Origin of the sequence: Blautia sp. MCC283, from assembly GCF_018785565.1 — a bacterium.
Classification (GTDB): Bacteria; Bacillota; Clostridia; order Lachnospirales; family Lachnospiraceae; genus Blautia_A.
Map to the genome: position 1 here is coordinate 13,287 of NZ_WQQB01000049.1, position 25,408 is coordinate 38,694.

General features: G+C 44.8%; 21 protein-coding genes. 12 read left to right on the forward strand and 9 right to left on the reverse strand.

Annotated elements, in window-relative coordinates; translation table 11 throughout:
• The first annotated feature begins 23 nt into the window (after positions 1-23).
• Together GPK81_RS14500 and glmS are read left to right on the forward strand one after the other, a co-directional pair.
• Positions 24-743, forward strand: a complete 720-nt coding sequence (locus GPK81_RS14500; RefSeq protein WP_118062665.1) for a CpsB/CapC family capsule biosynthesis tyrosine phosphatase — start codon at positions 24-26, stop codon at positions 741-743.
• Between the two features lie 86 nt (positions 744-829).
• Positions 830-2,668 (forward strand): glutamine--fructose-6-phosphate transaminase (isomerizing), encoded by a 1,839-nt coding sequence (glmS, locus tag GPK81_RS14505; RefSeq protein WP_021976533.1) that lies wholly within the window; start codon positions 830-832, stop codon positions 2,666-2,668.
• 106 nt (positions 2,669-2,774) lie between these two features.
• On the opposite strand, the gene rfbD is transcribed toward glmS, so the two are convergent.
• The 4 genes from rfbD to GPK81_RS14525 all read right to left on the reverse strand — a co-directional run bounded on the left by rfbD (position 2,775) and on the right by GPK81_RS14525 (position 7,038).
• On the reverse strand, positions 2,775-3,707 hold the full coding sequence (gene rfbD / locus GPK81_RS14510; protein WP_215707277.1) for a dTDP-4-dehydrorhamnose reductase: 933 nt from the start codon (positions 3,705-3,707) through the stop codon (positions 2,775-2,777).
• Entirely contained in the window at positions 3,704-4,738 is a 1,035-nt protein-coding gene (rfbB, locus tag GPK81_RS14515; RefSeq protein ID WP_015525710.1) for a dTDP-glucose 4,6-dehydratase, read from the reverse strand. The genes rfbD and rfbB overlap by 4 nt, the downstream gene beginning before the upstream one ends.
• A 92-nt stretch (positions 4,739-4,830) precedes the next feature.
• Complete coding sequence (rfbA, locus tag GPK81_RS14520; RefSeq protein ID WP_015525711.1) at positions 4,831-5,727, reverse strand: glucose-1-phosphate thymidylyltransferase RfbA; 897 nt, start codon at positions 5,725-5,727, stop codon at positions 4,831-4,833.
• 129 nt (positions 5,728-5,856) lie between these two features.
• Positions 5,857-7,038: a MerR family transcriptional regulator gene (locus tag GPK81_RS14525; RefSeq protein ID WP_021976536.1), complete on the reverse strand. Its 1,182-nt coding sequence runs from the start codon at positions 7,036-7,038 to the stop codon at positions 5,857-5,859.
• 234 nt (positions 7,039-7,272) lie between these two features.
• Between GPK81_RS14525 and GPK81_RS14530 the strand changes: the two genes are divergently transcribed.
• Positions 7,273-8,271 carry an acyltransferase gene (locus GPK81_RS14530; RefSeq protein ID WP_215707278.1) on the forward strand — a complete coding sequence of 333 codons (999 nt, stop codon included), beginning with the start codon at positions 7,273-7,275 and terminating at the stop codon, positions 8,269-8,271.
• A gap of 170 nt (positions 8,272-8,441) precedes the next feature.
• The gene (locus tag GPK81_RS14535; RefSeq protein ID WP_022426270.1) at positions 8,442-9,152 is read left to right on the forward strand and encodes a hypothetical protein; all 711 of its coding nucleotides are present in this window, start codon (positions 8,442-8,444) and stop codon (positions 9,150-9,152) included.
• 86 nt (positions 9,153-9,238) lie between these two features.
• Here the strand turns inward: GPK81_RS14535 and glgD are convergent, their stop codons facing one another.
• Positions 9,239-10,360 carry a glucose-1-phosphate adenylyltransferase subunit GlgD gene (gene glgD / locus GPK81_RS14540; RefSeq protein ID WP_015525715.1) on the reverse strand — a complete coding sequence of 374 codons (1,122 nt, stop codon included), beginning with the start codon at positions 10,358-10,360 and terminating at the stop codon, positions 9,239-9,241.
• 1 nt (position 10,361) lies between these two features.
• Complete coding sequence (locus GPK81_RS14545; RefSeq protein ID WP_021651100.1) at positions 10,362-11,501, reverse strand: glucose-1-phosphate adenylyltransferase; 1,140 nt, start codon at positions 11,499-11,501, stop codon at positions 10,362-10,364.
• A 356-nt stretch (positions 11,502-11,857) separates the two neighbouring features.
• Between GPK81_RS14545 and GPK81_RS14550 the strand changes: the two genes are divergently transcribed.
• Together GPK81_RS14550 and GPK81_RS14555 are read left to right on the forward strand one after the other, a co-directional pair.
• The gene (locus GPK81_RS14550; protein ID WP_215707279.1) at positions 11,858-12,511 is read left to right on the forward strand and encodes a DUF3786 domain-containing protein; all 654 of its coding nucleotides are present in this window, start codon (positions 11,858-11,860) and stop codon (positions 12,509-12,511) included.
• 159 nt (positions 12,512-12,670) lie between these two features.
• Entirely contained in the window at positions 12,671-15,097 is a 2,427-nt protein-coding gene (locus GPK81_RS14555) for a putative bifunctional diguanylate cyclase/phosphodiesterase (RefSeq protein WP_330627643.1), read from the forward strand.
• Positions 15,098-15,126: 29 nt separating this feature from the next.
• On the opposite strand, the gene GPK81_RS14560 is transcribed toward GPK81_RS14555, so the two are convergent.
• Positions 15,127-15,921 carry an ABC transporter permease gene (locus tag GPK81_RS14560; RefSeq protein ID WP_195634934.1) on the reverse strand — a complete coding sequence of 265 codons (795 nt, stop codon included), beginning with the start codon at positions 15,919-15,921 and terminating at the stop codon, positions 15,127-15,129.
• On the reverse strand, positions 15,914-16,681 hold the full coding sequence (locus GPK81_RS14565; RefSeq protein WP_092069257.1) for an ABC transporter ATP-binding protein: 768 nt from the start codon (positions 16,679-16,681) through the stop codon (positions 15,914-15,916). Before GPK81_RS14565 ends, GPK81_RS14560 begins: the two co-directional genes overlap by 8 nt.
• 86 nt (positions 16,682-16,767) lie before the next feature.
• On the opposite strand from GPK81_RS14565, the gene GPK81_RS14570 reads away from it, so the two are divergent.
• On the forward strand, positions 16,768-19,953 hold the full coding sequence (locus GPK81_RS14570) for a tubulin-like doman-containing protein (protein ID WP_215707280.1): 3,186 nt from the start codon (positions 16,768-16,770) through the stop codon (positions 19,951-19,953).
• A complete protein-coding gene (locus GPK81_RS14575) occupies positions 19,946-20,602 on the forward strand; it encodes an epoxyqueuosine reductase QueH (protein WP_215707281.1) in 657 nt (218 codons plus the stop codon). Before GPK81_RS14570 ends, GPK81_RS14575 begins: the two co-directional genes overlap by 8 nt.
• A gap of 68 nt (positions 20,603-20,670) precedes the next feature.
• On the opposite strand, the gene GPK81_RS14580 is transcribed toward GPK81_RS14575, so the two are convergent.
• A complete protein-coding gene (locus GPK81_RS14580; RefSeq protein ID WP_021976249.1) occupies positions 20,671-21,360 on the reverse strand; it encodes a hypothetical protein in 690 nt (229 codons plus the stop codon).
• A 219-nt stretch (positions 21,361-21,579) separates the two neighbouring features.
• Here GPK81_RS14580 and argH point away from each other — a divergent pair, with 219 nt between their 5' ends.
• From argH to GPK81_RS14600, 4 genes are all read left to right on the forward strand, one after another.
• A complete protein-coding gene (gene argH, locus GPK81_RS14585; RefSeq protein ID WP_021976248.1) occupies positions 21,580-22,959 on the forward strand; it encodes an argininosuccinate lyase in 1,380 nt (459 codons plus the stop codon).
• A 93-nt stretch (positions 22,960-23,052) separates the two neighbouring features.
• Positions 23,053-24,138 (forward strand): aspartate-semialdehyde dehydrogenase, encoded by a 1,086-nt coding sequence (asd, locus tag GPK81_RS14590; RefSeq protein ID WP_118062638.1) that lies wholly within the window; start codon positions 23,053-23,055, stop codon positions 24,136-24,138.
• A 95-nt stretch (positions 24,139-24,233) separates the two neighbouring features.
• Complete coding sequence (locus GPK81_RS14595; RefSeq protein ID WP_021975774.1) at positions 24,234-24,470, forward strand: DUF3343 domain-containing protein; 237 nt, start codon at positions 24,234-24,236, stop codon at positions 24,468-24,470.
• A 182-nt stretch (positions 24,471-24,652) separates the two neighbouring features.
• Complete coding sequence (locus GPK81_RS14600) at positions 24,653-25,408, forward strand: formate/nitrite transporter family protein (RefSeq protein ID WP_021975775.1); 756 nt, start codon at positions 24,653-24,655, stop codon at positions 25,406-25,408.

Here is a 25,408-nt window from a genome sequence, read left to right on the forward strand (position 1 = left end):
AGAGAAATGAAAGGATTGTTTTGATGAAAGGACTTTATGATATTCATTGCCATATTCTGCCAGGGGTAGATGATGGCGCAAGGAATATGGAAGAATCCCTGTGGATGCTGAGTAAAGAATATAAAGAAGGCGTGCGACATGTAATACTGACACCCCATTTTCGATATGAAATGTTTGAGCCACATATGAATATTGTAACAAGACAGTTTATGCAGCTGAGAAGAGAAGCCATCAAGATCGGACAGGGTGACCTGCAGCTTTATCTGGGCTGTGAACTGCATTCCAGTATGGATATGGTAGAATGCCTGAAAAAAGGCCGGAGACTTACATTGGCCGGTTCCAGATATGTACTTGTAGAATTCAGTAACAGTGATGAAAAGAGTTATATAGAAGAAAGGGTACGAAGTCTTCTGATGAACGGATTTATTCCGATCATTGCCCATGCAGAACGTTATAAGGCGACCAGAAGCGATATCAGGTTTCTTGAAGAGTTAAGAGAAGCAGGGGCTTATATCCAGATCAATGCGGATACGATCAGCGGAGAAAGTGGATTTGGAGCGAAATTATTCGCGAAAAAACTGATGAAACAGGGAATCCTGGATTTTGTAGGCTCAGACGGGCACCGGCAGAATGAAAGAATCCCCCAGATTGGTAAATGCGCTGCAAAAATGGAAAAAATAATGGGAAAAGAATATGTAAAAAAAATACTGATCGATAATCCGGGAAAGATCACAGAACGTTAGGGAAAAAGTATTTATCGCAAAAAAAAGAAATATGTGATATACTTTCACAGAAAAAATGTTATACATATTATAAAGGAGACTAGAATATGTGTGGAATAGTAGGTTTTACAGGTAAGCATCAGGCAGCACCGATTTTGCTGGATGGCCTTTCGAAACTTGAATACAGAGGATATGATTCCGCCGGTATCGCAGTGCGTGACGGTGATAAAGAAACAGAAGTCATTAAGGCAAAAGGTCGCCTTAAAGTTCTGATCGAGAAGACTAATGGAGGAGAATCGGTTCCGGGAACCTGTGGCATTGGCCACACGAGATGGGCAACACATGGAGAGCCATCCGAGACGAATGCACACCCGCATGTCAGTGAAAATGGAAATGTTGTTGCCGTACACAACGGCATCATTGAGAACTACCAGGAGCTGAAGGCCAAACTTCTCCGCAAAGGATATACTTTTTATTCTGCTACGGATACAGAAGTTGCGGTAAACCTTGTGGATTATTATTATAAGAAATATGGAGAATCACCGGTTGAGGCAGTCGGCCATGCAATGGTACGTATCCGTGGTTCTTATGCACTTGCAATGATGTTCCGTGACTATCCAGGAGAGATTTTTGTGGCAAGAAAAGACAGCCCGATGATCCTCGGAGTAGGCGATGGGGAATCTTATATTGCGTCAGATGTTCCGGCAATCCTGAAATATACAAGAAATGTTTATTATATTGGAAATCAGGAGATGGCTCATGTGAAAAAGGGAGAGATCACCTTTTACAATCTGGATGGAGAAGAGATCGAGAAGGAACTCAAGACGATCGAGTGGGATGCGGAAGCAGCAGAGAAGGCCGGATTTGAACATTTCATGATGAAAGAGATCCATGAGCAGCCGAAGGCAGTTTCTGATACAATCAATTCGGTTGTAAAAGATGGAAAAATTGATCTTTCCGAGGTTGGACTGGATGAGGATACGATCAGGAATGTCAGCCAGATCTATATCGTTGCCTGCGGCTCCGCATATCATGTCGGTATGGCAGCACAGTATGTGTTTGAAGATCTGGCACGTATCCCGGTACGTGTAGAGCTGGCATCAGAATTTCGATATCGTAATCCGATCCTGGACAAAAACGGCCTTGCGATCATTGTCAGTCAGTCCGGTGAGACAGCAGACAGCCTTGCGGCACTCCGCGAATGTAAAGCCAGAGGGATCCGTACACTTGCTATTGTGAATGTTATCGGTTCTTCTATTGCAAGAGAGGCAGACAATGTATTTTATACACTTGCAGGTCCGGAGATTTCTGTTGCGACCACGAAGGCTTACAGTACACAGCTGATCGCAGCCTATGTGCTGGCACTCCAGTTTGCGAAGATCAGAAGTGAGATCACAGAAGAACAGTGTGATGCCTATGTAAAAGAACTGAAGACACTCCCGGAGAAAATCAAGAGAATTCTTGAGGATAAGGAAAGACTGCAGTGGTTTGCTTCCAAACAGGCCAATGCCAAGGATATTTTCTTTATCGGAAGAGGAATTGATTATGCCATCAGTCTTGAGGGAAGTCTTAAGATGAAGGAGATCAGTTATATTCATTCTGAGGCATATGCAGCCGGTGAGCTGAAACATGGAACGATTTCACTGATCGAGGATGGAACTCTTGTGATCGGTGTTCTGACACAGCCGAAACTTTACGAAAAAACCATCAGTAACATGGTTGAGTGCAAGAGCCGTGGTGCATATCTGATGGGACTTACAACATTTGGAAATTATAATACTGAAGATACTGCAGATTTCACGGTATATATTCCAAAGACAGATCCGCATTTTGCAACATCCCTGGCGGTGATCCCGTTACAGCTTCTGGGTTACTATGTAAGTGTAAACAAAGGCCTGGATGTGGATAAACCAAGAAATCTTGCCAAAAGTGTTACCGTAGAATAATTTTTTTCATAATAATAAAAAAACGCCTGCACCACAGTCGTCGGCCAGAAGTTATGAATTCTGGACCGGCATGTAATGCAGGCGTTTTTGTGCTATTTACAGAAATTTACAGAATTTCTTTCAGATAACGCTCCAGAGCATCCTGCCATGTTGGAAGAGGCTGGAAGCCGTTCTTTACAAGTTTGGATTTATCCAGGCGGCTGTTGAAAGGACGGACCGCTTTGGAAACACCATATTCCGCAGTTGTAACAGGGGAAACCTGCACATTTTCGTATTCTTTATGTCCGAGGGCAGCGGCCTGACGGAAGATTTCTTTTGTAAAATCGTACCAGCTGATGTAGCCGCCCTCGTTGGTTGCATGATAGTAACCATATTTATCGGTCTCGATCATGTCAACCAGAAGGCGGGCAAGATCGTAAGTATAAGTCGGAGTTCCGATCTGATCACTGACAACGGTAAGTCTGTCGTGAGTTTTTCCAAGATTTACCATAGTACGGATAAAGTTCTTTCCGTTTTTGCCGAATACCCAGGCAATACGTACGATAAAGAACTTATCAACAGTACCGGATACTGCCAGTTCACCGTCAAGTTTGGTCTGGCCGTATACATTCTGTGGAGCGTAGTCTTTGCAGTCCGGATCCCATGGAGTGGTTCCCTGACCGTCAAAAACATAGTCTGTGGAAATGTACATCATTTTGATGCCAAGCTCTTTGCAGATGTCCGCAATATTCTGGGTTCCCACTACATTGACAAGCCGCACTTTTTCACGGTTTTCCTCATCCTCTGCAGCGTCTACGGCTGTCCATGCGGCACAGTGTACCACTGCATCAGGCTTTACCTCACGGATGGTTTTTGCTACCGCTTCTTTATCTGTGATATCAAGCTGCACATAAGGCATGGTGGTAACAGGAGTACCATCAGCGATGCCGCTGTAGGAAGGAGCAATGTCACTTCCTACGCCTTCATGTCCACGGCCGGACAGTTCATTCATTACGTCATGGCCAAGCTGGCCGCCAACACCTGTTACGAAAAATCTCATGCTTTAACCTCCTCGCGGTTTCCATACATTTTTTCGTAGTAGTTCTGATACTCACCGGAGATGATGGTTTCCCACCATTCCTTGTTGTCAAGGTACCATTTGATGGTCTTTTTGATTCCGTCTGCGAATTTTGTTTCAGGAAGCCATCCAAGCTCGTTGTGGATCTTGGTCGGGTCGATAGCGTAGCGCATGTCATGGCCTTTACGGTCTGCTACATGTGTGATCAGGCTTTCCGGTTTGCCAAGCTCCTTGCAGATCAGTTTTACGATATCGATGTTTTTCATCTCGTTATGTCCGCCTACATTGTAAACCTCGCCTACACGTCCTTTGTGGATGATCAGGTCGATGGCACGGCAGTGATCCTCAACATAGAGCCAGTCGCGGACATTTTCACCCTTTCCGTAAACCGGGAGTGGTTTGTCGTTCAGAGCGTTGGCGATCATCAGCGGAATCAGCTTTTCCGGGAAGTGATACGGGCCGTAGTTGTTGGAACAGCGGCTGATGGTCACAGGCAGGCCGTAGGTTCTGTGGTATGCGAGAACAAGAAGGTCAGCACCTGCTTTGGAGGAGCTGTACGGGCTGCTTGTATGGATCGGAGTTTCCTCTGTGAAGAAGAGGTCCGGTCTGTCAAGAGGAAGATCTCCGTAAACCTCGTCTGTGGAAACCTGATGATAACGCTGGATTCCGTATTTACGGCAGGCATCCATGAGAACAGCAGTACCCTTGATGTTGGTGTCAAGGAATACCTCCGGGTTTTCGATGGAACGGTCTACGTGGCTCTCAGCTGCGAAGTTTACCACGATGTCAGGATGCTCTTCCTCGAAAAGCTTGTAAACAGCGTCACGGTCTGTGATGCTTTCCTTTACAAAGCGGAAGTTCGGTTTGTCCATGACCGGTGCAAGAGTGGAAAGGTTTCCGGCATAGGTCAGGCAGTCCAGGCATACGATACGGTAATCCGGATGAGCCTCCATCATATGAAAAATAAAGTTGCTTCCGATAAATCCGGCGCCGCCGGTAACGATGATTGTCATAAAAAATCTCCTTTATAATAAATGATTGATCTTATGCGGATTCCGTCGAAACGGAGTCCGCAGGTAAATGCAGTGTCGGAAAACAGATCGGCTTAGTGAAGCGCGTCCAGATATTTTCCGTCCAGAACATCCTTGAGATACTGGCCATACTGGTTTTTCTTAAGGATTTCGTAAACCTTGAGCACGTCCTCCTTTGTGATCCAGCCGTTTAAGTAAGCAATCTCCTCAAGGCATGCGATCTTGCGGTGCTGATGCTGCTCCATGGTTTTTACGAAGTTGGTTGCCTCTACAAGGCTTTCGTGTGTACCGGTATCCAGCCATGTGAAGCCCTGACCCAGAAGCTCAACGTTCAGCTGTCCCTTCTCAAGGTAGATACGGTTCAGGTCAGTGATCTCAAGCTCGCCTCTTGCGCTTGGTTTCAGATTTTTTGCGTACTCTACAACCTTGTTGTCGTAGAAGTAGAGACCGGTTACACAGTAGTTGCTTTTTGGCTTTTCCGGTTTCTCTTCAATGGAAACAGCTTTTCCGTTCTGGTCGAATTCCACGATGCCGAAACGCTCCGGATCATCTACATAGTATCCGAAAACAGTGGCACCTTTGCCTGTTTCTGCATTGTCTACAGCAGCTTTCAGGCGCTTTTTGAGGCCATGTCCTGCGAAAATGTTGTCACCAAGGACCATACATACGGTGTCGTTGCCGATGAATTCCTCGCCGATGATAAATGCCTGAGCAAGTCCGTCCGGGCTTGGTTGTACAGCATAGGTAAGGTTGACACCGAACTGATGGCCGTCACCGAGAAGCTCCTCAAATCTCGGGGTATCCTGCGGGGTGGAGATGATCAGGATATCACGGATGCCTGCGTTCATAAGAACAGACATAGGATAGTAGATCATCGGTTTGTCAAAGATCGGCAGAAGCTGTTTGGAGGTCACCATGGTAAGTGGGTAAAGACGTGTTCCGGAGCCTCCGGCTAAAATAATTCCTTTCATATGTTTTCTCCTTTGCGTGATGATGTGCAGCATAAGTCGTGCCTGCACATAACTTTGTTACTGTAACTGTATTATAAAAGGTGACGCAAGGTCACCTTCAAGAGCTTTTTTCATATTTTTTATTTTTGGCTATTTTTCACAAAGAAATACGCCGGCATCCTTGGTAATGCGGAATCCTTTGGCAGTTTTTCTGGCGGTGTAGGCCCGGAATTCCTTGTAACGGTCCAATATATACTGATTCTGGTTGCCGTGGCAGGAGAGGACGTAGGAGATCAGCGGCTCCGCATCCTGGACCAGAAGGCAGTCTTCATAAGAAAGCCACTGAGCCTTTGGGAAAAAAGGCGCCAGGATACTCTGGCCGTTTTCACGTCCGAACCGTTCATAAAGCCGGTCTGCGGAAAGCACGATCCGTTCATCAAAATCCTGCACCAGCTGGCTGACCTCCTGCATATGTGCCTTTCCGTAAGCACTGCAGAGAAATCTTCCGCCGGGAGCGAGGACACGGCGGACTTCCTTCAGGACGGAGGGAATATCATCGCAGTAAAAAAGCACGTGATTGGCGATCACCAGATCAAAGCTTTCGTCCTTGCAGGGGATTTTTCGGCAGTCAAAGGCCCGGAATGCAAACCGGGTATCCGAGGAACCGATGGCTCGTCTGGCATCGCGGAGCATACCGCTGGAAATATCGGAAAGTGTGATGGAGATATCCTCCGGCAGAAGGGAGAGGTTGTCGGTCCATAACGTTCCGTCCCCGCAGCCCAGCTCCAGAATACGAAGACCAGGTGAGATCCGGCACTGCTCAAAGATCCAGGGAAACCATCCCTGTTTGTTCTGGGAGTACAGGCTGTGGAGATTGATCCTGGAGGAAATGTTGGTGGCATTCTGATACTGATTCTTGAGGCTTTTTTCCATGCCGGTCAGGTGGATCAGGTTCAGCATCTGGCTCCAGTCAATGGTGTGCTGTTCCTTTATCATCTGTGCGGTATCCTGGATCGCTTTTTCCACCAGCTGCATCTGTTCGATCCGGTCACGGACCAGACGAAGCTGGATATTCAGAGAATTCAGCATGAAATGATAATCGGAATCACCGATGGTCATTTCACGGATGTCATCCAGGGAAAAGCCCAGGTATTTCAGAAGGAGGATCTGCTGAAGCCTTGCAAAATCCTCGTCTGTATAAAAACGTGCGCCGGATTCGGTGACGAGAGAGGGTTTCAGGATATCCTGTTTATCATAATAGCGGACAGTACGCAGAGTTACGTGTGCCATGCGGGCAAATTCGCCGGAAGAATAGTAGCCGTCTTTTTTCATAAAAAATAGAATCCTTTCTGAGGAAATAACAAACATCCTGTCATAGAAGTCATAAAAGAATTATAATTCAGATCCGGAAGCCGTACAAGAGTAAAACGTATAAGAGTAAACCGTACAGGAGAAAAACAGCATTGACAAAATTCTGCTGGTTTGTTAGTATATCGTTTCGAAAAAAAGGGAACCCCGGAATCATATTTCCGGGATAAGCGTTCGATATAAAAAGGAGTAATTTTTATGCGAAACCGTACTCTGGATATGGTAAAGGCAATCTGTGCTTATGCAGTTGTGCTTCTTCACGTCCATTTTCCGGGAAATGCCGGAATTATAGCCAATGTACTTGCCAGATTTGCAGTACCTGTGTTTTTTATGGTATCCGGATATTTTTGTTTCTGTGGCGATGATACGGAATTTATAAGAACCGGAAAAAAGATCCGGCATGTTCTGAAGCTGATGCTTGTGGCATTTCCGGTCTGCTGTCTGTGGGAGCTGATCCAGAATTACATCGACGGAGCAAGCCAGAAGGAATGGCTGGAAGCCCTGGTTTCGGGGGAACATATCCGCCAGTTTCTTCTATATAATAACAGCTCTCAGGTGAAATGGCATCTGTGGTTTCTCCCGGCACTGCTCTATTGTTATCTTCTTTTTGCCCTGGCAGCAAGATTCCGGATTTGTAAGCAGGCATATGTTCTGATACCGGTGCTTCTTCTGATCCATTTCGGAATGGAGGAATTTTCGACCTTCCTGTTCCCGGAAAAGCATTTCCGTGTTATGCAATTTCGAAACTATCTGTTTACCGGATTTCCGTTTTTTATGTTGGGACATCTGATACACAGACATCAGGAAAAGCTGGAAGCCTGGTTTGCCGGAAAAAAAGTGCTTCTTTTGTATGGCATGGTAGCTGGCGGCGGGATTGCAAGTCTGCTGGAATACCGGTATTTTGGCAAACTGGAATTGTTTCTGGGGTCAGTATTTATGGCTGTTGGCCTTTTTCTCATTGCGATCATGGGAAAGAATCGGAAAGTGCCCGAGCTTCCGGTAGCCATCGGTCAGAAATATGCATTTTTTATTTATCTGTTCCATCTCTGTGTGGCGGATATCCTGAAGGATGTGGCTGTGGCAGCTGGAATTGAGAAAAATCTTTTATATCTGTGGATGAGACCAGTGATGGTCTGTGTTCTTGTGACTGCTGTGGCGGTAATGTATGGATATGGAATGAGGATCTGTCGGAAATAGAAGAGTTTATGGTATTTTCATATTTATGCGCTGTGATTTTGTACCAAAATATGCTAAAATATCCTTTATTGATAAGTCACAGCACCCACCCGGAGGATGCGGGGAAAGCGACTGGAATATCCCGCTTCAGGGTAAAAAATACTGAGACATGAAAGACAAAGGAGAGTTTTATGGATTTACAAAACAGAGCGGAGGCCGGCAGTGACGGACACGATGAGAGTGTACTGAATCCGGAGATGCCCAACGAAACTGATCTGACGAAGAAGGAACGCCGCCGGATCGAAAGAGAGAAACTGAAGGGAATGGGAACAGGTAAGAAGATTCAGTATATCTGGATGTATTATAAGATACATATGCTGTGCGTGCTTCTTGCCATTGGCGGAGTCTGTCTGGGAGTGAATATTTATCGTCACGCACAGATGAAGACGGTGCTTTCCATTGCGGTGGTGAATGCAGGGAATTATGACTCTGAGAAGGTGGAAGAGGATGTTTTGAAGACACTGGGAACAGAGGATAAATATGCAGAAGTCAGTGTGGCGCAGAATCTGATGACGGACGAGACAGGAGAGGATTTTGATTACTATGCCAGGATCGCATATGTGACGGAAATCCAGAGTGCTACCGTTGATGTCCTGATCATGCCGAAGGAACTCTATGAACATGAGAAGGACAGCGGAATGTATGCAAATCTCAGGGAAACGTTTGGAGATGAGGTGTTTGAGTCTCTGGGCGCTGTGGATGATCAGCATCTGGAGCTTGACGGCAGTAGTAGTGTTGCTCAGGAATTTGGCCTGAGATATGATCCGGTGTGTATCTGCCTTCCGGGTAACGTGAAGAATAAGGATAATGCGTTGAAATGGATTCAGTCTGTTCTGAAATGATGGATCCATATGCTTAGCTGAGTACAGAGATAAATAAGGCCTCCGGTTCGTAACACAGGAACCGGAGGCCTTATTATATATGAATATTACAGTGTATCGTTACGTTTGATGTAGCCAGGCTCATCCGCAGGACGGATGATCTCCTTGGCATGCGTGATCTTGGCATGCTTGTCTACCACCAGATTTTCGATATGGACATTCTCACCGATGGTGCAGTCTGCAAGAACTACACAGTTCTTGATAACAGCGCCCTTTTTGATGGTACAGCCACGTCCGACAATGGAATTTTCTACAGTTCCCTCGATCATGGAGCCGTTGGAGATAACGGAGTTGGAAACATTGGCTGTGTCAAAATAATGGGTCGGACAGGAGTTGTTGGTGCGTGTATAGATCGGCCAGTTATCATGGAAAAGATCGGTTGCAGTTTTGTAGTCGATCAGATCCATATTTGCATCGTGATAGCTCTTGAAATCAGTGATCGATGCAAAATATCCGCGATGAGATATACCACGCACATCCAGCTCACCGTCTCTGCAGCCGGCATTGATCACGTCTGCAAGGGTATAAAGAGAGGAGATCTCTTTTGCCTTATGGATGAGGCTGATGAAAAGCTCCTTGCTCATTACGTAGGTATCCATGAAAATGTTGCGGTTCTTTGCATTGCCGTGGTTGTGCTCAATGGAGAGAACACCCTTCTGACGGTTCAGGTTCAGGATGTGGCAGTTCAGATAGTTCTCCTTGGCATTATCAACGGAATGATAAAGCATGGTCACATCTGCACCGGATTCGATATGGGCATCGATCAGCTTGGAATAGTCGGTGGTGTAGATCATGTAATTCGGAGCGATAACAACATACGGATAATGAACTGCTTCGATGCACTCCAGATTGGAGTAGTAGTTGTCGATATCGGTGTTATAGATATCGTTGACTCCGGAATGCTCTGAAAAGAGGAGTTGGAGATTACCGCTCTTGGAGTTGATGTTGTAGTGACGTCCGGTTCCGAGATGTTCTACAAGAGAACGGGGTTTGTTCTTTACATAGACCTGAATGTACTCAATTCCGCTGTTGGTCATATTTGAGATCGGGAAGTCGATGACACGATATCTTCCGAGAAATGAAAAGGCGCCGATCGCACGGTAGTCCTGAAGCCCCTCCACATGGATATTTCTTTCTGAGGAATTCACGATTCCAAATGCTTTAAACATATTACTCAGCCCCCTTTACACGTTTTGATACAAGTTCGATGTGCTCACTGTCCTTGGAACCGACACGAGCATTGGCACCGATCACGACTCCGTCTGCAACGAGAGCACGCTGGACAACGGCACCTGCTTCAACAACAACACCCGGCATCAGGACACTGTCGATGATCTTGGCACCAGGACCGACCTTGACGCCTGTGAAAAGTACGGAGTTGGTGATCTCACCTTCTACAACACAGCCCTGAGTAATGAAAGCAGTGTTGATCACAGCTGTATCACAGATATACTGTGGAAGAGAGGTAGCATCCTCAGTGTAGATTTTCCAGGTAGGATCGTTAAGATCCAGTTCACTGTTAGGACTGAGAAGATCCATGTTTGCTTCCCAGAGGGAATCGATGGTTCCTACATCCTTCCAGTAGCCTTTGAACTTGTAGGCGTAGAGTGCCTTGTCCTGTGCAAGGAGTGTAGGGATGATGTCTTTACCGAAATCGTGATTGGAATCCGGATTTTTGATATCTGCCAGCAGGAGCTTGCGCAGAAGCTTCCAGTTGAATATGTAGATACCCATGGAGGCAAGATTGCTCTTCGGGTGTTCCGGTTTCTCTTCAAATTCCACGATGCGGTCATCTTCACCGGTGTTCATGATACCGAAACGGCTGGCTTCCTTCATGGGAACCTCGATAACTGCAATAGTCGCATCTGCCTTATGCTGGATATGGTCATCAAGCATCTTTGCATAATTCATCTTATAGATGTGGTCACCGGAAAGGATCAGAAGGTATTCCGGGTTCTGTGAGTCGATGAAATCAATATTCTGAGAGATCGCATCAGCTGTTCCACGGTATACATCCAGACCGGCATCAGCCTTCTCACGTGGAGGAAGTACATAAACTCCGCTGTCCTTGGCATCAAGGCCCCAGCGGCCACCGGCTGCTACATAGCTGTTCAGTAAAACTGATTCATATTGTGTCAGTACACCTACGACATCAATGCCGCTGTTGGCACAGTTACTGAGCGGAAAATCCACGATGCGATACTTACCACCATAACCAACGGCTGGCTTGGCAACTTTATTCGTCAACTCGTGAAGACGACTTCCTCTTCCGCCGGCCAGAATCATTGCTAACATACTGTTTTGTTTCATGGCGAATCCTCACTTTCATTTCTTGTTTACTGCCAGGTGTCTTTAACCATAAAAACAATAAACTTTGTTAATATTATACACCTTTCGAAAAAGAAAATCCAGTTTTTTGTGCAAAAAAACGTTATTTTTATATTGGGAAATTAGACGGATTTGGGAAAATTGATGGATGATCTGTCGAAAAAAAGAAACGTTTAAGAAGGTTCCGGGATGCTGAAAAAACAGTAACACTGAAAATAGCCGGATTTCGGATACATCGGCGAAGATTCTTGCGGAAAATGTGAAAGCAGTGTATTCTGTAAAAAAAGTCCGGAATACAGCGGAGAAAGGATATCGATATCAGACAGGGAGAAGACAGGATGAAAGAAGAAAGAATTTCCAACTATGTAAAACTATGTGAAGAGTGGGCACAACGCTTTTTGAAGATGGATCAGGCAGATCTGCATAAACGGGTGCCGGAACTGAAGGAAGAAAACGGGTTTCTCACGATCATTCATTTCGGAAGAAGATATGGGGTGAGTTTGGAAGACGGCAGTATCCGGAGCCTGGATGGACAGAGAGAACCGGATACTACGGAGATGCTGAATATTTATACGCTTCTGGGGTATGCGAAAGAGGGGGCTTTTATTATGGATAAGTGGGTCCCTTTTGCAGATCTCAGGAATGCAAGACCATTTGCACCGGCGTATCAGATCGGAGAGACGGATGTGTTCAGTGCTACATTTTCCGGCCATGAAAAGGAATTGAGGGAGGCGTTTCAGAAGCTTGACGGCAAGGAACTGCCCCAGGGTGATGTGGGATATGAGATCAGGGCCTTTGACTGTATGCCTATGAGATTCTTTTTCTGGGAACGGGACGAGGAGTTTGAAGCACAGGGAAATATCCTGTTTGATTACAGTGCCACAGATTTTAATCATGTGGAGAGTGCGGTATCCATAGCAGATTCCGGGATCAAAAGGCTTGCGGAGCTTGCCGGGGTTCCGCTCAGGGGGAAATCTTTTCAGATGCGCTGATAACCGAAATATAATAAAACCAATATGAAAAATAAATAATATGAAAGATAATTGCAGTTATCAGAAAAATCGTATATAATGAAGGCATATTTAAGGATTTTGAGACAGTAACTGTCACGAAGGATCTATGAGAAATTTACGAATCCGGAGGTGAAGCTCGTGGGGAAAAATGCATCGGGAATGTATGCCATAGATGAGGATTATAAGATTATCAGCTATAACCTGGCAGCACGTGAGATCTATCCGCAGCTGAAGAGTGGCGAGAAATGCTATCACTGTCTGAGAAACAGAGAAACTCCCTGTGAGATCTGTCCGGTCATTAACGGGATCAAAGGTCCGAAGAACTATCTGGAACCGGGACGGAATATCCTACGTTCGGTTGATGCTGTGGAGATTCCGCTGAAATCCGGCGGGACAGGACATGCCCTTGTTTTTTCGGATACAGAGACGAATGATGAGATCAGCAGCGGAATGATGGAGAATCCGCTTCTTATGGGGATCATTAATGTTCTCGGAAAAAATTTTATCAATATCTACTCTGTTGACAGAGAGACTCATAAGGTCCAGGTATGCCGCTTCCAGGGGCAGAGTGGCGCTTATGTGGAGGAGGGACTTCGCAGGGATGAATCCTATGAGAAGATCATGGATATTTATATTGAGAGCAGTGTTGCGGCAGAGGACAGGATCCGGATGCATCAGATGATGGATTTTGAGAAGATATGCCAACGTCTTACAAGGATTCCCCAGTTGATGGTACATTATCGTGTACGCCGAAGCAACGGGAGGATTGAATATTTCTATGTGAAATGTGCCAGGGTAGGAACGGCTGAGGATTTTCAGGCCGTGGTGTTTGCTTTTGCCAATGAGGATATGGATGTACGGTACAGTGAGATGGAGGCCATACTGGAACCAGGAGGAACAGCATCCGGAAGAAAACTTCTTATTGTAGTGAATGACGAGACGGATCGGAAAACGCTTACAGAACATCTGGAGGGCAGTTTTGAGGTTATCACTGCGATGAATGAAGCAGAGGGGATGAAGCGTCTGTCTGAGAATTACAAAACCCTTTCTGCAATTCTTCTTGATATGAGTGTGCCGGTATGCGATGAATTTCAGTTTCTGGAGCTGATCCGTGATGATGTGATGCTGACCTCTGTGCCTGTGATCATCATAACCGGAAGTAACCGGTTGGAGGATGAGGTGCGATGTCTGGAACTGGGAGCAGTGGATTTTGTACGGAAACCGTATAATGTCCGTATATTAAAAAGTAAGATCAACAATGTGATCAAGCTGAGAGAGTCCGTGATGGTACTCTCAGCTCTGGAATATGATGATCTTACAGGGCTTTATATCAGACAGGCCTTTTTCCATCATGCAAAGACGCTGATGCGCTTTAATACGAATCAGGATTTTCATGTGGTGGTGGCAGATATAAAGAACTTTAAATGGATCAACGGAACCTATGGAGAGAAGATCGGTGATCAGGTTCTTACTTATCTGGGAGATACGTATAGAAATCAGGTTCGCTACGGGACGGTGGGCAGATATGGAGGAGACCAGTTTGTAGCCATCATATATGGAAAGAAAGAGATCCGTAGGGCAGATATGGAGAAATTTATCCACAGGGTCGAGAGTGGAGCACCGATTCCTAATCTGGTGGTCAACTATGGGGTCTATGAGAATGTGGATAAGACACTGCCTTTTACCCTGATCTGTGACAGAGCTTTTCTGGCCATGAAGAGTATCCGGGATGACTATGAGCACCAGATCGCTTTTTATGATGATGAGATGAGACGGAGACATATCCGTAACGGACAGATGGAGAATGCTTTCGTGGAGGCTATACGCAATGAAGAATTCGTAGTCTACCTGCAGCCGAAATACAGTGTGGAGACAGAAGAGATCGTTGGGGCGGAGGCACTGGTGCGCTGGAAGAGAGCGGAAGGAACTATGGTTTCGCCGGGAGAATTTATCCCTCTTTTTGAGAAGGATGGTCTGATCGTACGCCTTGATGAATATGTTTTCCGAAAGGTATGCAGCATCCAGGGGGAACGTATAAGATCAGGGAAAAAGATACTTCCGATTTCGGTGAATCTGTCGCGTGCCAGTATCCATTACGATAATATGATCTGTCGTTATGTGAAGATCGTGGAAGAAAATGGCATTCCGTTTTCTTCTGTTCCCATTGAATTGACAGAAACTGCTACGTTGTATAATGATCGGATCAGTAAGCTCATAGAGAAGATGGTGGATGCAGGATTCGAGCTGCATATGGATGATTTTGGCTCCGGCTATTCATCTATGACAAGCCTGAACCAGTTGCCATTCGACACTCTGAAGCTGGATAAAAGTCTGATCGATTACATAGAGAATTTTCGTGGGCAGCAGGTGATCCGTCATACCATTTCGCTGGCACACAGCCTTGGAATGAAGGTTCTTGCCGAGGGCGTGGAGAAAGCAAAACAGGTGGAGATCCTGCGAAGCCTGAGCTGCGATGAGATTCAGGGCTTTTATTATGCACGGCCTTTGCCGTGGGAAAACTTTGAAACAAAGGTTATAAGAGCAAAAGAGGCGTGTAAAAAATGAGAGATCATTTTTACACGCCCTTTTTACAGCTAATGCTTCCGGACCTGTTTTTCAATAAGATAAAGTGCAAAATACAGCAGCATGGCAATGATGCAGAGGATTACAATGGACATCAGGACCCATGTAAGTCTGAATGTCTGGCTTCCGTAAATGATCAGGTATCCCAGGCCTTTTCGGGCACCGATAAATTCTCCGATGATCACGCCTACCAAGCAAAGCCCGATGTTGACCTTCATCACACTTAGGATAAGAGGAACGGAGGCGGGCAGGACGATCTTCAGAAGCTTTTCCTTTTTGTGTCCCCCCAGAGTTTCGATCAGCTTCAGCTTTTCCGGATCTGCCTGGCAGAAGCCGGAGTACAGATTGATAACGGAACCGAAGATGGCTACAGACATGCCGGCGACTACAATGGTACGTTCGTTGGCACCAAGCCATACGATCAGAAGAGGGGCCAGAGCAGATTTCGGGAGACTGTTCAGTACCACCAGACATGGCTCCAGGATCCGTGCGATCCGTCGGGAGCACCAGAGAAGTACTGCGGTTCCTACACCCAGGATCACAACAAAAAAGAAACTGACAAGAGTTTCTGCCAGTGTCACGGCAATATGTGCAAACAGGGACTGATCCCTGCACATGGAAAGAAAGGTCTCTGCGATCAGGGAAGGACTGCTGAAGATAAAGGAATCGATCCATCCAAGATCAGAGGATATTTCCCAAAGTCCCATAAACAGAACAAAAAGAAGTGTCCGTGCAGCCAGGATAATGTGTTTTTCTTTTTTCTGCCGTGCAAGATATTGTTTCTGCTGTCTGGAAATTTCAGGCATTTTCATTGAGCTCCTTCCATATGATGTTAAAATATTTCTTAAAATCCGGAGCATTTCTGGAGGAGAGGGGAGTGCGGTCGCTGATATCCAGATCGATATCAATGATCTTTCGTACAGTGGCAGGACGTGCAGAAAGGATCAGTACCCGGTCGGCCATACTGATGGCTTCGGAGATGTCATGAGTGACCAGGATCGCAGGCTTGCCGGAGCTTTTGAGGATTTTTCCGATATCATCACTGACATTTAAGCGTGTCTGGTAATCCAGAGCGGAAAATGGTTCGTCCAGAAGAAGGAGCTCCGGTTCCAGCACCAGGGTCCGGATCAGAGCGGCACGTTGGCGCATTCCGCCGGAAAGCTGGGAAGGGCGGGCATCACGGAAACGGTCCAGACCGTAGGTCTGAAGAAGGGCTTCTGCATGTGCCAGTTTTTCAGGTGTGAGCTCTTTCCGGATCTCCAGGCCGAGAAGGATGTTTTTGTAGATGCTCCGCCATTCCAGAAGATGATCCTTCTGGAGCATATATCCTACAGCGGCACTGCCGGAGGATACCGGCCGGCCTCCCAGAGTAATGGAACCGTGCTCAGGAGTGAGCAGGCCGGCAATGAGATTCAGAAGAGTGGATTTTCCGCATCCGGAAGGTCCTACAATGGACAGAAATTCACCGGGCATCAGGTCAAAGGATATATGAGAAAGGGCGGGTGTCTCACCGGACAATGTGTGATAGGAGAGACACACGTCCCGCACTTTCAGGACAGGATTCATGGATATTGCCTCCTTTTCGTAGATAATGGTATAATATTATCATATGTTAGATATCCGATGGCTGACAAATGAAAGGAAGGAAATGTATGGACAGAAAGAAAATGACATTGAAGCAGGCGATGAGTCTTTCTGAGGGAGGAGGAATTTCCTGGAGTGGAAACAGGACCCGCCTACGGGAGAATCATACAGCACTGATCGTTGGCGTAGGTCAAACAGGGACTGAGTTACTGATCCGTATTAAGGATCAGGTCAGAAATAAGATGCTTCTTCCAACAGATGAAAATGGTCGACCAGTTGCAGATGCTCCGGGAAACATGAAATTTCTGGCAATCAGTAATCATTTTTACGGAGCTGAAGTGAGATACGGGACTACAAGCTTAAAAGAAGATGAAATCTGCGACATTGTCTGGCCTGATCCAAGAGAGGCTGAAATTGCCAGGAGTGATAATAAATATGGCAGTCAGATGACAGATGCATATCTGGCGGGAAATTCTGAAAAAGTAGTGAAAAGTATCAGGGAGAAAGTGATTAACCTGGAAATGTACCGTTCTTCCGCAAAAATGAATATTATCATAATGGGAGGGATTTCAGAAACTACAGCATCAGAAAGTTTGATCGATATAGGATATATTTTGAGAAGGATCACAAAAGAACAGTTTTATAGCACTGCTATTTCCGGATTTTTTTTCATGTCCGGGAAATACAGCATAGAGGGAAATACGAGTCCGTATGGGATGGCAGAGAGTTTCGCCTTCCTGAAGGAACTGAATTATTGGATGGACAGGGAGTATAACAGTGAATATTATCGCAAAAGATTTTTTGCCATTGAATTAAATGAGAAGAACCGGCCATTTGATAACTGTTATATTTTTGATGAGCTGCCACAGGAGGAAGCGGAAAAAAGGTTATATCTTGAAAAAGCAACACAGCTTATTTTTCCATTTCTTTCAGAAGAAGTTCGTGCATGGAGTGATGACTGGGCTGTAAGAGTGAATGGACGGGAAAATTTATGGCCGGTATTCAGTGGATATATGACAGCAGGATATGGAAAAATGGAGATCCCGCAGAAAGAGATTGCTACATTGCTCGTTGCCCGGATGTTTGAGAGAATGGAAAAACATGGAGAAGAAGATCCAGAACAGGAAAGCAGGATAACTGCAGAGTGGAAACAGCAGACTTCTTTTGAAAATATCCGGGAACTTTTATATGAAGATGTAGATCCCAAACCGTATTTTGACCGGTACAGTTATAAAGATATCTGGAATAAAGAAAATACAGCCTTTTCGGCTGCGTCTGTCTGGATGGAAAGAGCCCAGATCCGAATGCAGATAAATGCAGAGAGATTTCAGGAGTGTTTGAAGGAAAAAATAGAAAATCGTATGACTTTGAATATCTGGAATGATACAGGAACGTTATTTCCTGAAAAGCAGGCAGAAGAAAAAAGATTTAACACAGTTTTTTCTATTTTGGAATCAGGGAAAACAGAATGTGAGGAAAGAGAAAAATGGCATAAAAAGAAAGTGACAGAAGCAGAGCAGGATTTAAAACAGAAATATGAAAAAGGAGCATCTGCAACTGCTTTTGCAGGCAGAAAAGAAGCAAAAGAATATCTGAGTATTTTGGACGAATGGGTCAGAGACTCTGAAGCAGTATTTCTGAATGAACGGATGATAAAATTGTTAAAGTCATTACAGGAATATATAGATCAGTATTATAAAAGTACAATTTTGCCACTGGCAGACAGGTTGGCTGAAGTTTCCGAGGCATCAAAAGATAATATAACAGTTCTTGAGAAAATGAAAAAAGAGGGTTCGATGCCGGAAAACTGGATAATAAATCCTCTGGAATTTGAGAATTTATGTCAGGAAAAAATAAAGGTTGAACTTAATATCGCAGAAAGAAGCTTTCTGTTTTGGATAAAAGACAGAAAAGAGATTTTAACAGATAAGAATACAGAGATAACGGAAATCCAGAGAATCTTTGCAGAATTTACAGAAACTTATTTTTACAGTATGTGTAATGGAGAAAAGATAATATCCCATATATGGGGAACAAGTGGTGATTTTCAGGATGTAGTCAAAAATACAATTCTGGCATTATTAAGAAAAGTGCAGGTTATGTATTGTGAAAGAGCTGATCTGGCTGAACAGGCAGAAAATTATACATTTTTGTTCATACCGAAAAGTTGGCCGACGGTTTATGAATTTGCGGCATCGTATTTTCGAAATTATGATCGGAAGAATCCGATACTGGTTATGAAAACAGAAAGAACAGACTGTATGTTTGCAGTTAAATGTAAAGAGGGATTTCCAATCTGCTCAAACAGGCTGATCGGAGAAATGGAAGTGGCATATGAAGAACAGGTACAAAAAAAAGAGCGGGAAGATCAGCTTCCATCTCCATATATAGAGCCTCTTTGGAGTGAAGGGTATGTATGTGAACGAACAGGAAAACGAAATGAGGAATGCAGAAGATATATTGACAAGGCTGTAGAATACAGTGTGATCACAGAAGAAGAAGGATCGATCATCCTGAAACTGCCGGATATGAAACTTGTGGAAGAACTACAGCTGACAGTATCAAAGGCAAAAAATACCAGTCAGAAGATAGAACAGTTATCCAGGATAAGAAGGGATATCTGGGAATCAGGTTCAAAGTGGACATTATATTCATTTGGAAGTTATCTGATCCAGAAAGATCCGGATGAACAATATGGACTGCTTTACAGAAAAATGGGCAATATCAGGGAAAATCTCCTGCGTTCACCGGAAACATTAAAAGGGATCAAAGATGCGCTGGGAGTTGTTGAAAAAATTGCACAGTTGGAAAGAGATATTACCAGTCCACAATATTATGCCCGTGCAGTAGCCTGCCGTTTTCTTACGAAAACAGAAGAAAAGGGAGTTGTGTATGATAATGGTGTTTCAACTCAGCTTCTTCTTTTTGACAAAAAACAGCAGAAAGGCTTGTTTTATTATCCGGAGTATCGGATCTATCGAAAATTTGAAAGGTTTCTGGTCAGCTCGTCACTGCGGATGGAAATTGATATCGAAATGATGAAAAAGAAATCGGATCCGACAATCCAGGAAGAAATTGAGAATATTTATCTGCCCCAATATACAGAACGTATGAAACAGGGGATGGATGAACGGTTATGTCTTGAACCGGATGAACTGGAAGAATGGAAAAATAAAATGGATTTTTATCATGCAGTTACAGAAGAACTGCAGGAAATATTAAAACGAAGGGAAGGAATATCGGATTTTGAATAAAAGAAACTACCAGAAAGAACTGGATAAACTGATTGAAGGAAACCAGAAAGAGGGGAAAATTCCCAGACTTTTTCTCCATGCCTGCTGTGCACCCTGTAGCAGCTATGTGATGGAATATCTGTCACAGTATTTTGAGATCACCATATTTTTTTATAATCCCAATATTGCACCGGAGGAGGAATACGCACACCGTGTGGCTGAGATCCGGCGCCTGATTGGGGAGATGGAGTTTGTCCATCCGGTAACTCTGGTGGAGGGACGGTATGATCCGAAGGAATTTTATGAGATGGCAAAAGGTCTGGAGGATGTTCCGGAAGGAGGAGAGCGGTGCTTTCGGTGTTACCGCCTGCGGATGGAAGAGGCAGCGAAACTGGCGAAGGAGGGCGGATATGATTATTTCACTACAACCTTAAGTATCAGTCCTCTGAAAAATGCACAGAAGATCAATGAGATCGGTGAGGAGCTGGCAGAAATCTATAAAGTGCCACATCTGACTTCAGATTTCAAGAAAAAGAATGGCTACAAGCGTTCTATTGAGCTGTCCCACGAGCACGATCTGTACCGACAGAATTACTGCGGCTGTGTTTTTTCAAAAAAAGAAGCACAGGAAAGAGACAAAAAAAGAGCCCTGGAAAATTCCGGGGATTAAGAAGAAACAATACAGTTTCGTAAAAAGAAACAGGACGGGAAAAAATATCTCCCGTCCTGTATTTAGCATTATGCAAAATCATCAGGGTTATCACATGCTTCCTCATAGACTGCAGCATGGGCATGGGCCATATCCTGATAATAGTTACTGATTGCTTCAAACCAGTTACATATATCATCATTATGCATCAATTCAAGCAGCAGGTACATGAAATTGCAGACAATATAGGAAATCTGGTGGCGTTTGGACGGGGAGAGGCCGTTTACAAAATCATCAACCCGGTCACGGATATCATCTAAAGCATGCATGGATCTTTCCAGATCTGCAAGTAATTTCTTGTACAGAGTTTCATTGAAGTTTGTAAAATCAACATGAAAAACAGTACCTGTGCATAATTTTGAAGAGAAAACATTTTTGTTTTCATCATATACTCTTGCATCTAAAGAATGGTTTTTGTCATATTCGACAATCTTTTTCAGATTTTCGTATAATACGGGTACAAATTTTTGATCTTCCAGCATAGCCAGATAAATATATGGCATATCAGACAACCACCAGTGAAACAGTTTATCTGATATTATGCGATAATTCGGATCCTTCCATATATGAGGACATCCTCGCTTGATATTTTCGGAAATCATGACTTCCGTTGTACCGTCAAACTTAAACACATCTGAAAACAGGGCTTTTAAAATATATGTTACAGCAGCTTCTGAATTTATCATATTTTCATGTGCTGTATCTGAAAGAATACTCATATTAAATACCTCCGGTTTATCCATTTTATCCGTGGGGTTATTATATCAAAAAAATGCTCAGTATAAAATACTTATGGTATGTATAAGTATGAAAAACTTTGCATTTCCATAAAAATATGATACACTAACACAGAAAAGTGCAGACGTCCGGGAGGCGGATCTCATGTCCGCCCGGAGAAGACAGTTCTGCCGCAAAAAAGAAAAGTGAGGAAGAATATTATGGCACAGTTATGGGGAGGCCGTTTTACAAAAGAAACGGACAAGCTGGTTTACAATTTTAACGCATCGATTTCTTTTGACCAGAAGTTTTATAAACAGGATATCTGCGGAAGCAAGGCACATGTTGCCATGCTTGCAAAACAGGGAATCCTGACAGAGGAAGAAAAAGATCAGATCACAGAAGGGCTGGATGGAATCCTTAAAGATGTGGAAGAGGGCAAACTTGAGATCACATCCGAGTACGAGGATATCCACAGTTTCGTGGAGGCAAACCTGATCGACCGTATCGGAGACGCCGGAAAGAAACTCCACACAGGAAGAAGCCGTAATGACCAGGTGGCTCTGGATATGAAACTGTATGTCCGCGACGAGATCGATGAGACAGACAAAGAGCTGAAAGACCTTCTTCTTGCCCTGCAGAAGATCATGGAAGAGAATGTACACACCTACATGCCGGGATTTACCCATCTCCAGAAGGCACAGCCGGTAACTCTGGCTCACCATGTAGGCGCATATTTTGAGATGTTTAGGAGAGACCGTGACAGACTCTTTGATATCCGTAAGAGAATGAACACCTGTCCTCTTGGAGCCGGAGCACTGGCAGGAACCACTTATCCGCTGGACCGTGCTTATACCGCAGAGCTTCTTGGATTTGATGCTCCTACCAGAAACAGCATGGATTCCGTGTCTGACAGAGATTATGTGATCGAGCTCTTAAGCGCATTTTCTACCATTATGATGCACCTGAGCCGTTTTTCCGAGGAGATCATCCTGTGGAACTCCAACGAGTACCGTTTCGTTGAAATTGACGACGCATACAGCACAGGCAGCAGCATCATGCCGCAGAAAAAGAACCCGGATATCGCAGAGCTTGTCCGCGGAAAAACAGGCCGTGTCTATGGTGCACTGACATCTATCCTTACAACTATGAAGGGAATTCCCCTTGCATATAACAAAGACATGCAGGAAGATAAAGAGCTTACGTTCGATGCCATTGATACTGTAAAGGGATGTATCGCCCTGTTTACAGGTATGGTTTCCACCATGCAGTTCAATAAGGCAAATATGGAGGCAAGCGCAAAGAGAGGATTTACAAACGCAACAGATGCCGCAGATTATCTGGTAAACCATGGCGTACCGTTCCGTGATGCCCACGGTATCGTAGGAAGACTGGTTCTTCTCTGCCTGGATAAAGGAATCTCCCTGGATGAGCTTCCACTTTCCGAGTACAAAGAGATCAGCCCTGTTTTTGAGGAGGATATCTACGAGGCGATCAGTATGAAGACCTGTGTGGAGAAACGAGTAACTCTTGGTGCACCGGGACCATCTGTTATGGAGCAGGTGATCGCTCAGAATAAGGAATATCTTGAAAAAAATTAAGATAATGCTTGCATTTTCCGAAAAATTGGTATAGTATTTACAGAAAAGACAAATGTGTGCCATAGAGGGACACAAGATGAGGAGAGTTTTATTATGAGTGAAAAACTTAAAGTCGGCATTTTAGGTGCAACTGGAATGGTTGGTCAGAGATTCATTTCTCTTCTGGAGAATCACCCGTGGTTTGAGGTGGTTACTGTAGCAGCAAGCCCGAGAAGCGCAGGCAAGACCTACGAGGAGGCTGTAGGCGGCAGATGGAAAATGGATACTCCGATGCCGGAGGCAGTAAAGAAACTGGTCGTTATGGATATCCACGAGGTAGAGAAAGTTGCAGCTACTGTTGACTTTGTATTCTCCGCAGTTGATATGACGAAAGAAGAGATCAAGGCAATCGAGGAAGAGTATGCCAAGACAGAGACACCGGTTGTTTCCAACAACAGTGCACACCGCTGGACACCGGATGTTCCGATGGTAGTTCCGGAAATCAACCCGGAGCACTTCGATGTGATCGAGTTCCAGAAGAAACGTCTCGGAACAAAACGCGGATTCGTAGCTGTTAAGCCGAACTGCTCTATCCAGAGCTATGCTCCGGTACTTACCGCATGGAAAGAGTTTGAGCCATACGAAGTAGTAGCTACTACATATCAGGCTATTTCCGGAGCAGGAAAAACATTCAAAGACTGGCCGGAGATGGAGCACAACATCATTCCGTACATCGGCGGTGAGGAAGAGAAGAGCGAGAAAGAGCCGTTAAGACTCTGGGGGAAGATCGAGGACGGTGTGATCGTTCCGGCTACCACACCGGTGATCACATGCCAGTGCGTACGTGTTCCGGTTCTCAACGGACATACAGCAGCTGTATTCGTTAAATTCCGCAAGAAACCGACCAAAGAGCAGCTGATCCAGAAACTGGTAGAGTTCAAGGGACTTCCGCAGGAGCTTGAGCTTCCAAGCGCTCCGAAGCAGTTCATCCAGTATCTTGAGGAGGACAACCGTCCGCAGGTACAGATGGATGTAAACTATGAGAACGGAATGGGAGTATCTGTAGGACGTCTTCGTGAGGATACTGTTTACGATTACAAGTTTATCGGACTTTCTCACAACACTGTAAGAGGTGCTGCAGGCGGAGCTGTTCTCTGTGCAGAGACTCTGAAAGCCAAAGGATATATCCAGGCAAAATAATCTGGTAATTCTTCATAGAGATAAAAAATCAGCAGAAACGGGATATCGGGTTTTCCGGTGTCCTGTTTTTGCGTGTGTGGAAGGAACAAAAAGACATGCGTAAAAAAGTGATCACTACAGTTGTCACGTTTTCTACGACCACAGCAGCCATGAAGATGGAAAAAACGGCGAAGGAAGCAGAATTTCCGGGAAGACTGATCCCGATCCCGTCGGAGATCAGCGCCCAGTGCGGGCTGGCCTGGAAATGTGTGGAACAGTCCGAGGAAGAAGCGGAAGTTTTTCTGAAAGAAAAAGAACTGGCCTGGGATGGCATCTATCGTGTTTTAGCATAAAGTGGATATTGTTTGTTGTGTATAACAAACCAGAAATTTTTGGAAATTTTCGCATTTTTATTGTGAAATAAATGGTAAAGTGTTACAATATAACAAGCAGATTTCCGGAAAGCGTGTTACTGTGAACAAAGAAGCAGTAACAAAGTGCCACGCTTGCTAAAAAATATGTGGAGGTGCTATTTATGAACAGGGAGGATGTAGAGAAACTGTCAACCGCTGCGAAAGGTAAGATTAATTTACTGAACAGCAATTTCGGAAAATACTTTATGCGGGCGATCATGGCCGGATTTTTTATTGATGTGGCGATGATCTATAGTAATGTAGTAGGAAATGTATTTTCCAAAACATTCCCGGAATGGGGGAAATTCCTCGGAGCCCTGGTGTTCTCTATTGCGGTTCTTCTGATCGTAATGGTAGGAGGAGAGCTGTTTACCGGTAACAATCTGGTAATGGCATTTGGTGCGTATGACAAGAGCGTATCATGGAAAGACGTGGGCAAGGTCTGGGGAATCAGTTACATCGGCAACTTTGTGGGATGCCTGATCCTGGCTCTGATCTTTGTTGGTGCCGGAGCGTCCGGTACAGCAGATTACTTTGCGGGATTTATAAACGGAAAACTCAGTATTCCGGCAGGACAGATGTTTTTCCGTGCGGTGCTCTGTAATTTCTTTGTCTGTCTTGCAGTTCTCTGCGGCATTAAGCTGAAGAGTGAGTCAGGCAAATTCCTGATGATCACGATCTGTATTTCAGGTTTCGTTGTCAGCGGATTTGAGCACTGTATTGCAAATATGGGTATCTTTACAGTTGCATTCTGTATGGTGCCTGGATTGTCTGTCGGCGCTATGCTTAAGAGCATGGTGATCGTAACATTGGGAAATATAGTTGGCGGAGGCGTGCTTCTGGCATGGCCGCTTAGAAAGATGAGTGCAGATAAATAG

What these genes read in the sequence shown, in the direction of transcription:
- GPK81_RS14565 (WP_092069257.1), bottom strand. Translation starts at nt 16,681, where the DNA reads ATGAATCCTGTCCTGAAAGTGCGGGACGTGTGTCTCTCCTATCACACA.
- GPK81_RS14545 (WP_021651100.1), bottom strand. Translation starts at nt 11,501, where the DNA reads ATGAAACAAAACAGTATGTTAGCAATGATTCTGGCCGGCGGAAGAGGA.
- GPK81_RS14500 (WP_118062665.1), top strand. Translation starts at nt 24, where the DNA reads ATGAAAGGACTTTATGATATTCATTGCCATATTCTGCCAGGGGTAGAT.
- GPK81_RS14535 (WP_022426270.1), top strand. Translation starts at nt 8,442, where the DNA reads ATGGATTTACAAAACAGAGCGGAGGCCGGCAGTGACGGACACGATGAG.
- GPK81_RS14600 (WP_021975775.1), top strand. Translation starts at nt 24,653, where the DNA reads ATGAACAGGGAGGATGTAGAGAAACTGTCAACCGCTGCGAAAGGTAAG.
- GPK81_RS14530 (WP_215707278.1), top strand. Translation starts at nt 7,273, where the DNA reads ATGCGAAACCGTACTCTGGATATGGTAAAGGCAATCTGTGCTTATGCA.
- asd (WP_118062638.1), top strand. Translation starts at nt 23,053, where the DNA reads ATGAGTGAAAAACTTAAAGTCGGCATTTTAGGTGCAACTGGAATGGTT.
- rfbA (WP_015525711.1), bottom strand. Translation starts at nt 5,727, where the DNA reads ATGAAAGGAATTATTTTAGCCGGAGGCTCCGGAACACGTCTTTACCCA.
- glgD (WP_015525715.1), bottom strand. Translation starts at nt 10,360, where the DNA reads ATGTTTAAAGCATTTGGAATCGTGAATTCCTCAGAAAGAAATATCCAT.
- GPK81_RS14595 (WP_021975774.1), top strand. Translation starts at nt 24,234, where the DNA reads ATGCGTAAAAAAGTGATCACTACAGTTGTCACGTTTTCTACGACCACA.
- rfbD (WP_215707277.1), bottom strand. Translation starts at nt 3,707, where the DNA reads ATGAGATTTTTCGTAACAGGTGTTGGCGGCCAGCTTGGCCATGACGTA.
- GPK81_RS14570 (WP_215707280.1), top strand. Translation starts at nt 16,768, where the DNA reads ATGGACAGAAAGAAAATGACATTGAAGCAGGCGATGAGTCTTTCTGAG.
- rfbB (WP_015525710.1), bottom strand. Translation starts at nt 4,738, where the DNA reads ATGACAATCATCGTTACCGGCGGCGCCGGATTTATCGGAAGCAACTTT.
- glmS (WP_021976533.1), top strand. Translation starts at nt 830, where the DNA reads ATGTGTGGAATAGTAGGTTTTACAGGTAAGCATCAGGCAGCACCGATT.
- GPK81_RS14525 (WP_021976536.1), bottom strand. Translation starts at nt 7,038, where the DNA reads ATGAAAAAAGACGGCTACTATTCTTCCGGCGAATTTGCCCGCATGGCA.
- GPK81_RS14580 (WP_021976249.1), bottom strand. Translation starts at nt 21,360, where the DNA reads ATGAGTATTCTTTCAGATACAGCACATGAAAATATGATAAATTCAGAA.
- argH (WP_021976248.1), top strand. Translation starts at nt 21,580, where the DNA reads ATGGCACAGTTATGGGGAGGCCGTTTTACAAAAGAAACGGACAAGCTG.
- GPK81_RS14560 (WP_195634934.1), bottom strand. Translation starts at nt 15,921, where the DNA reads ATGCCTGAAATTTCCAGACAGCAGAAACAATATCTTGCACGGCAGAAA.
- GPK81_RS14550 (WP_215707279.1), top strand. Translation starts at nt 11,858, where the DNA reads ATGAAAGAAGAAAGAATTTCCAACTATGTAAAACTATGTGAAGAGTGG.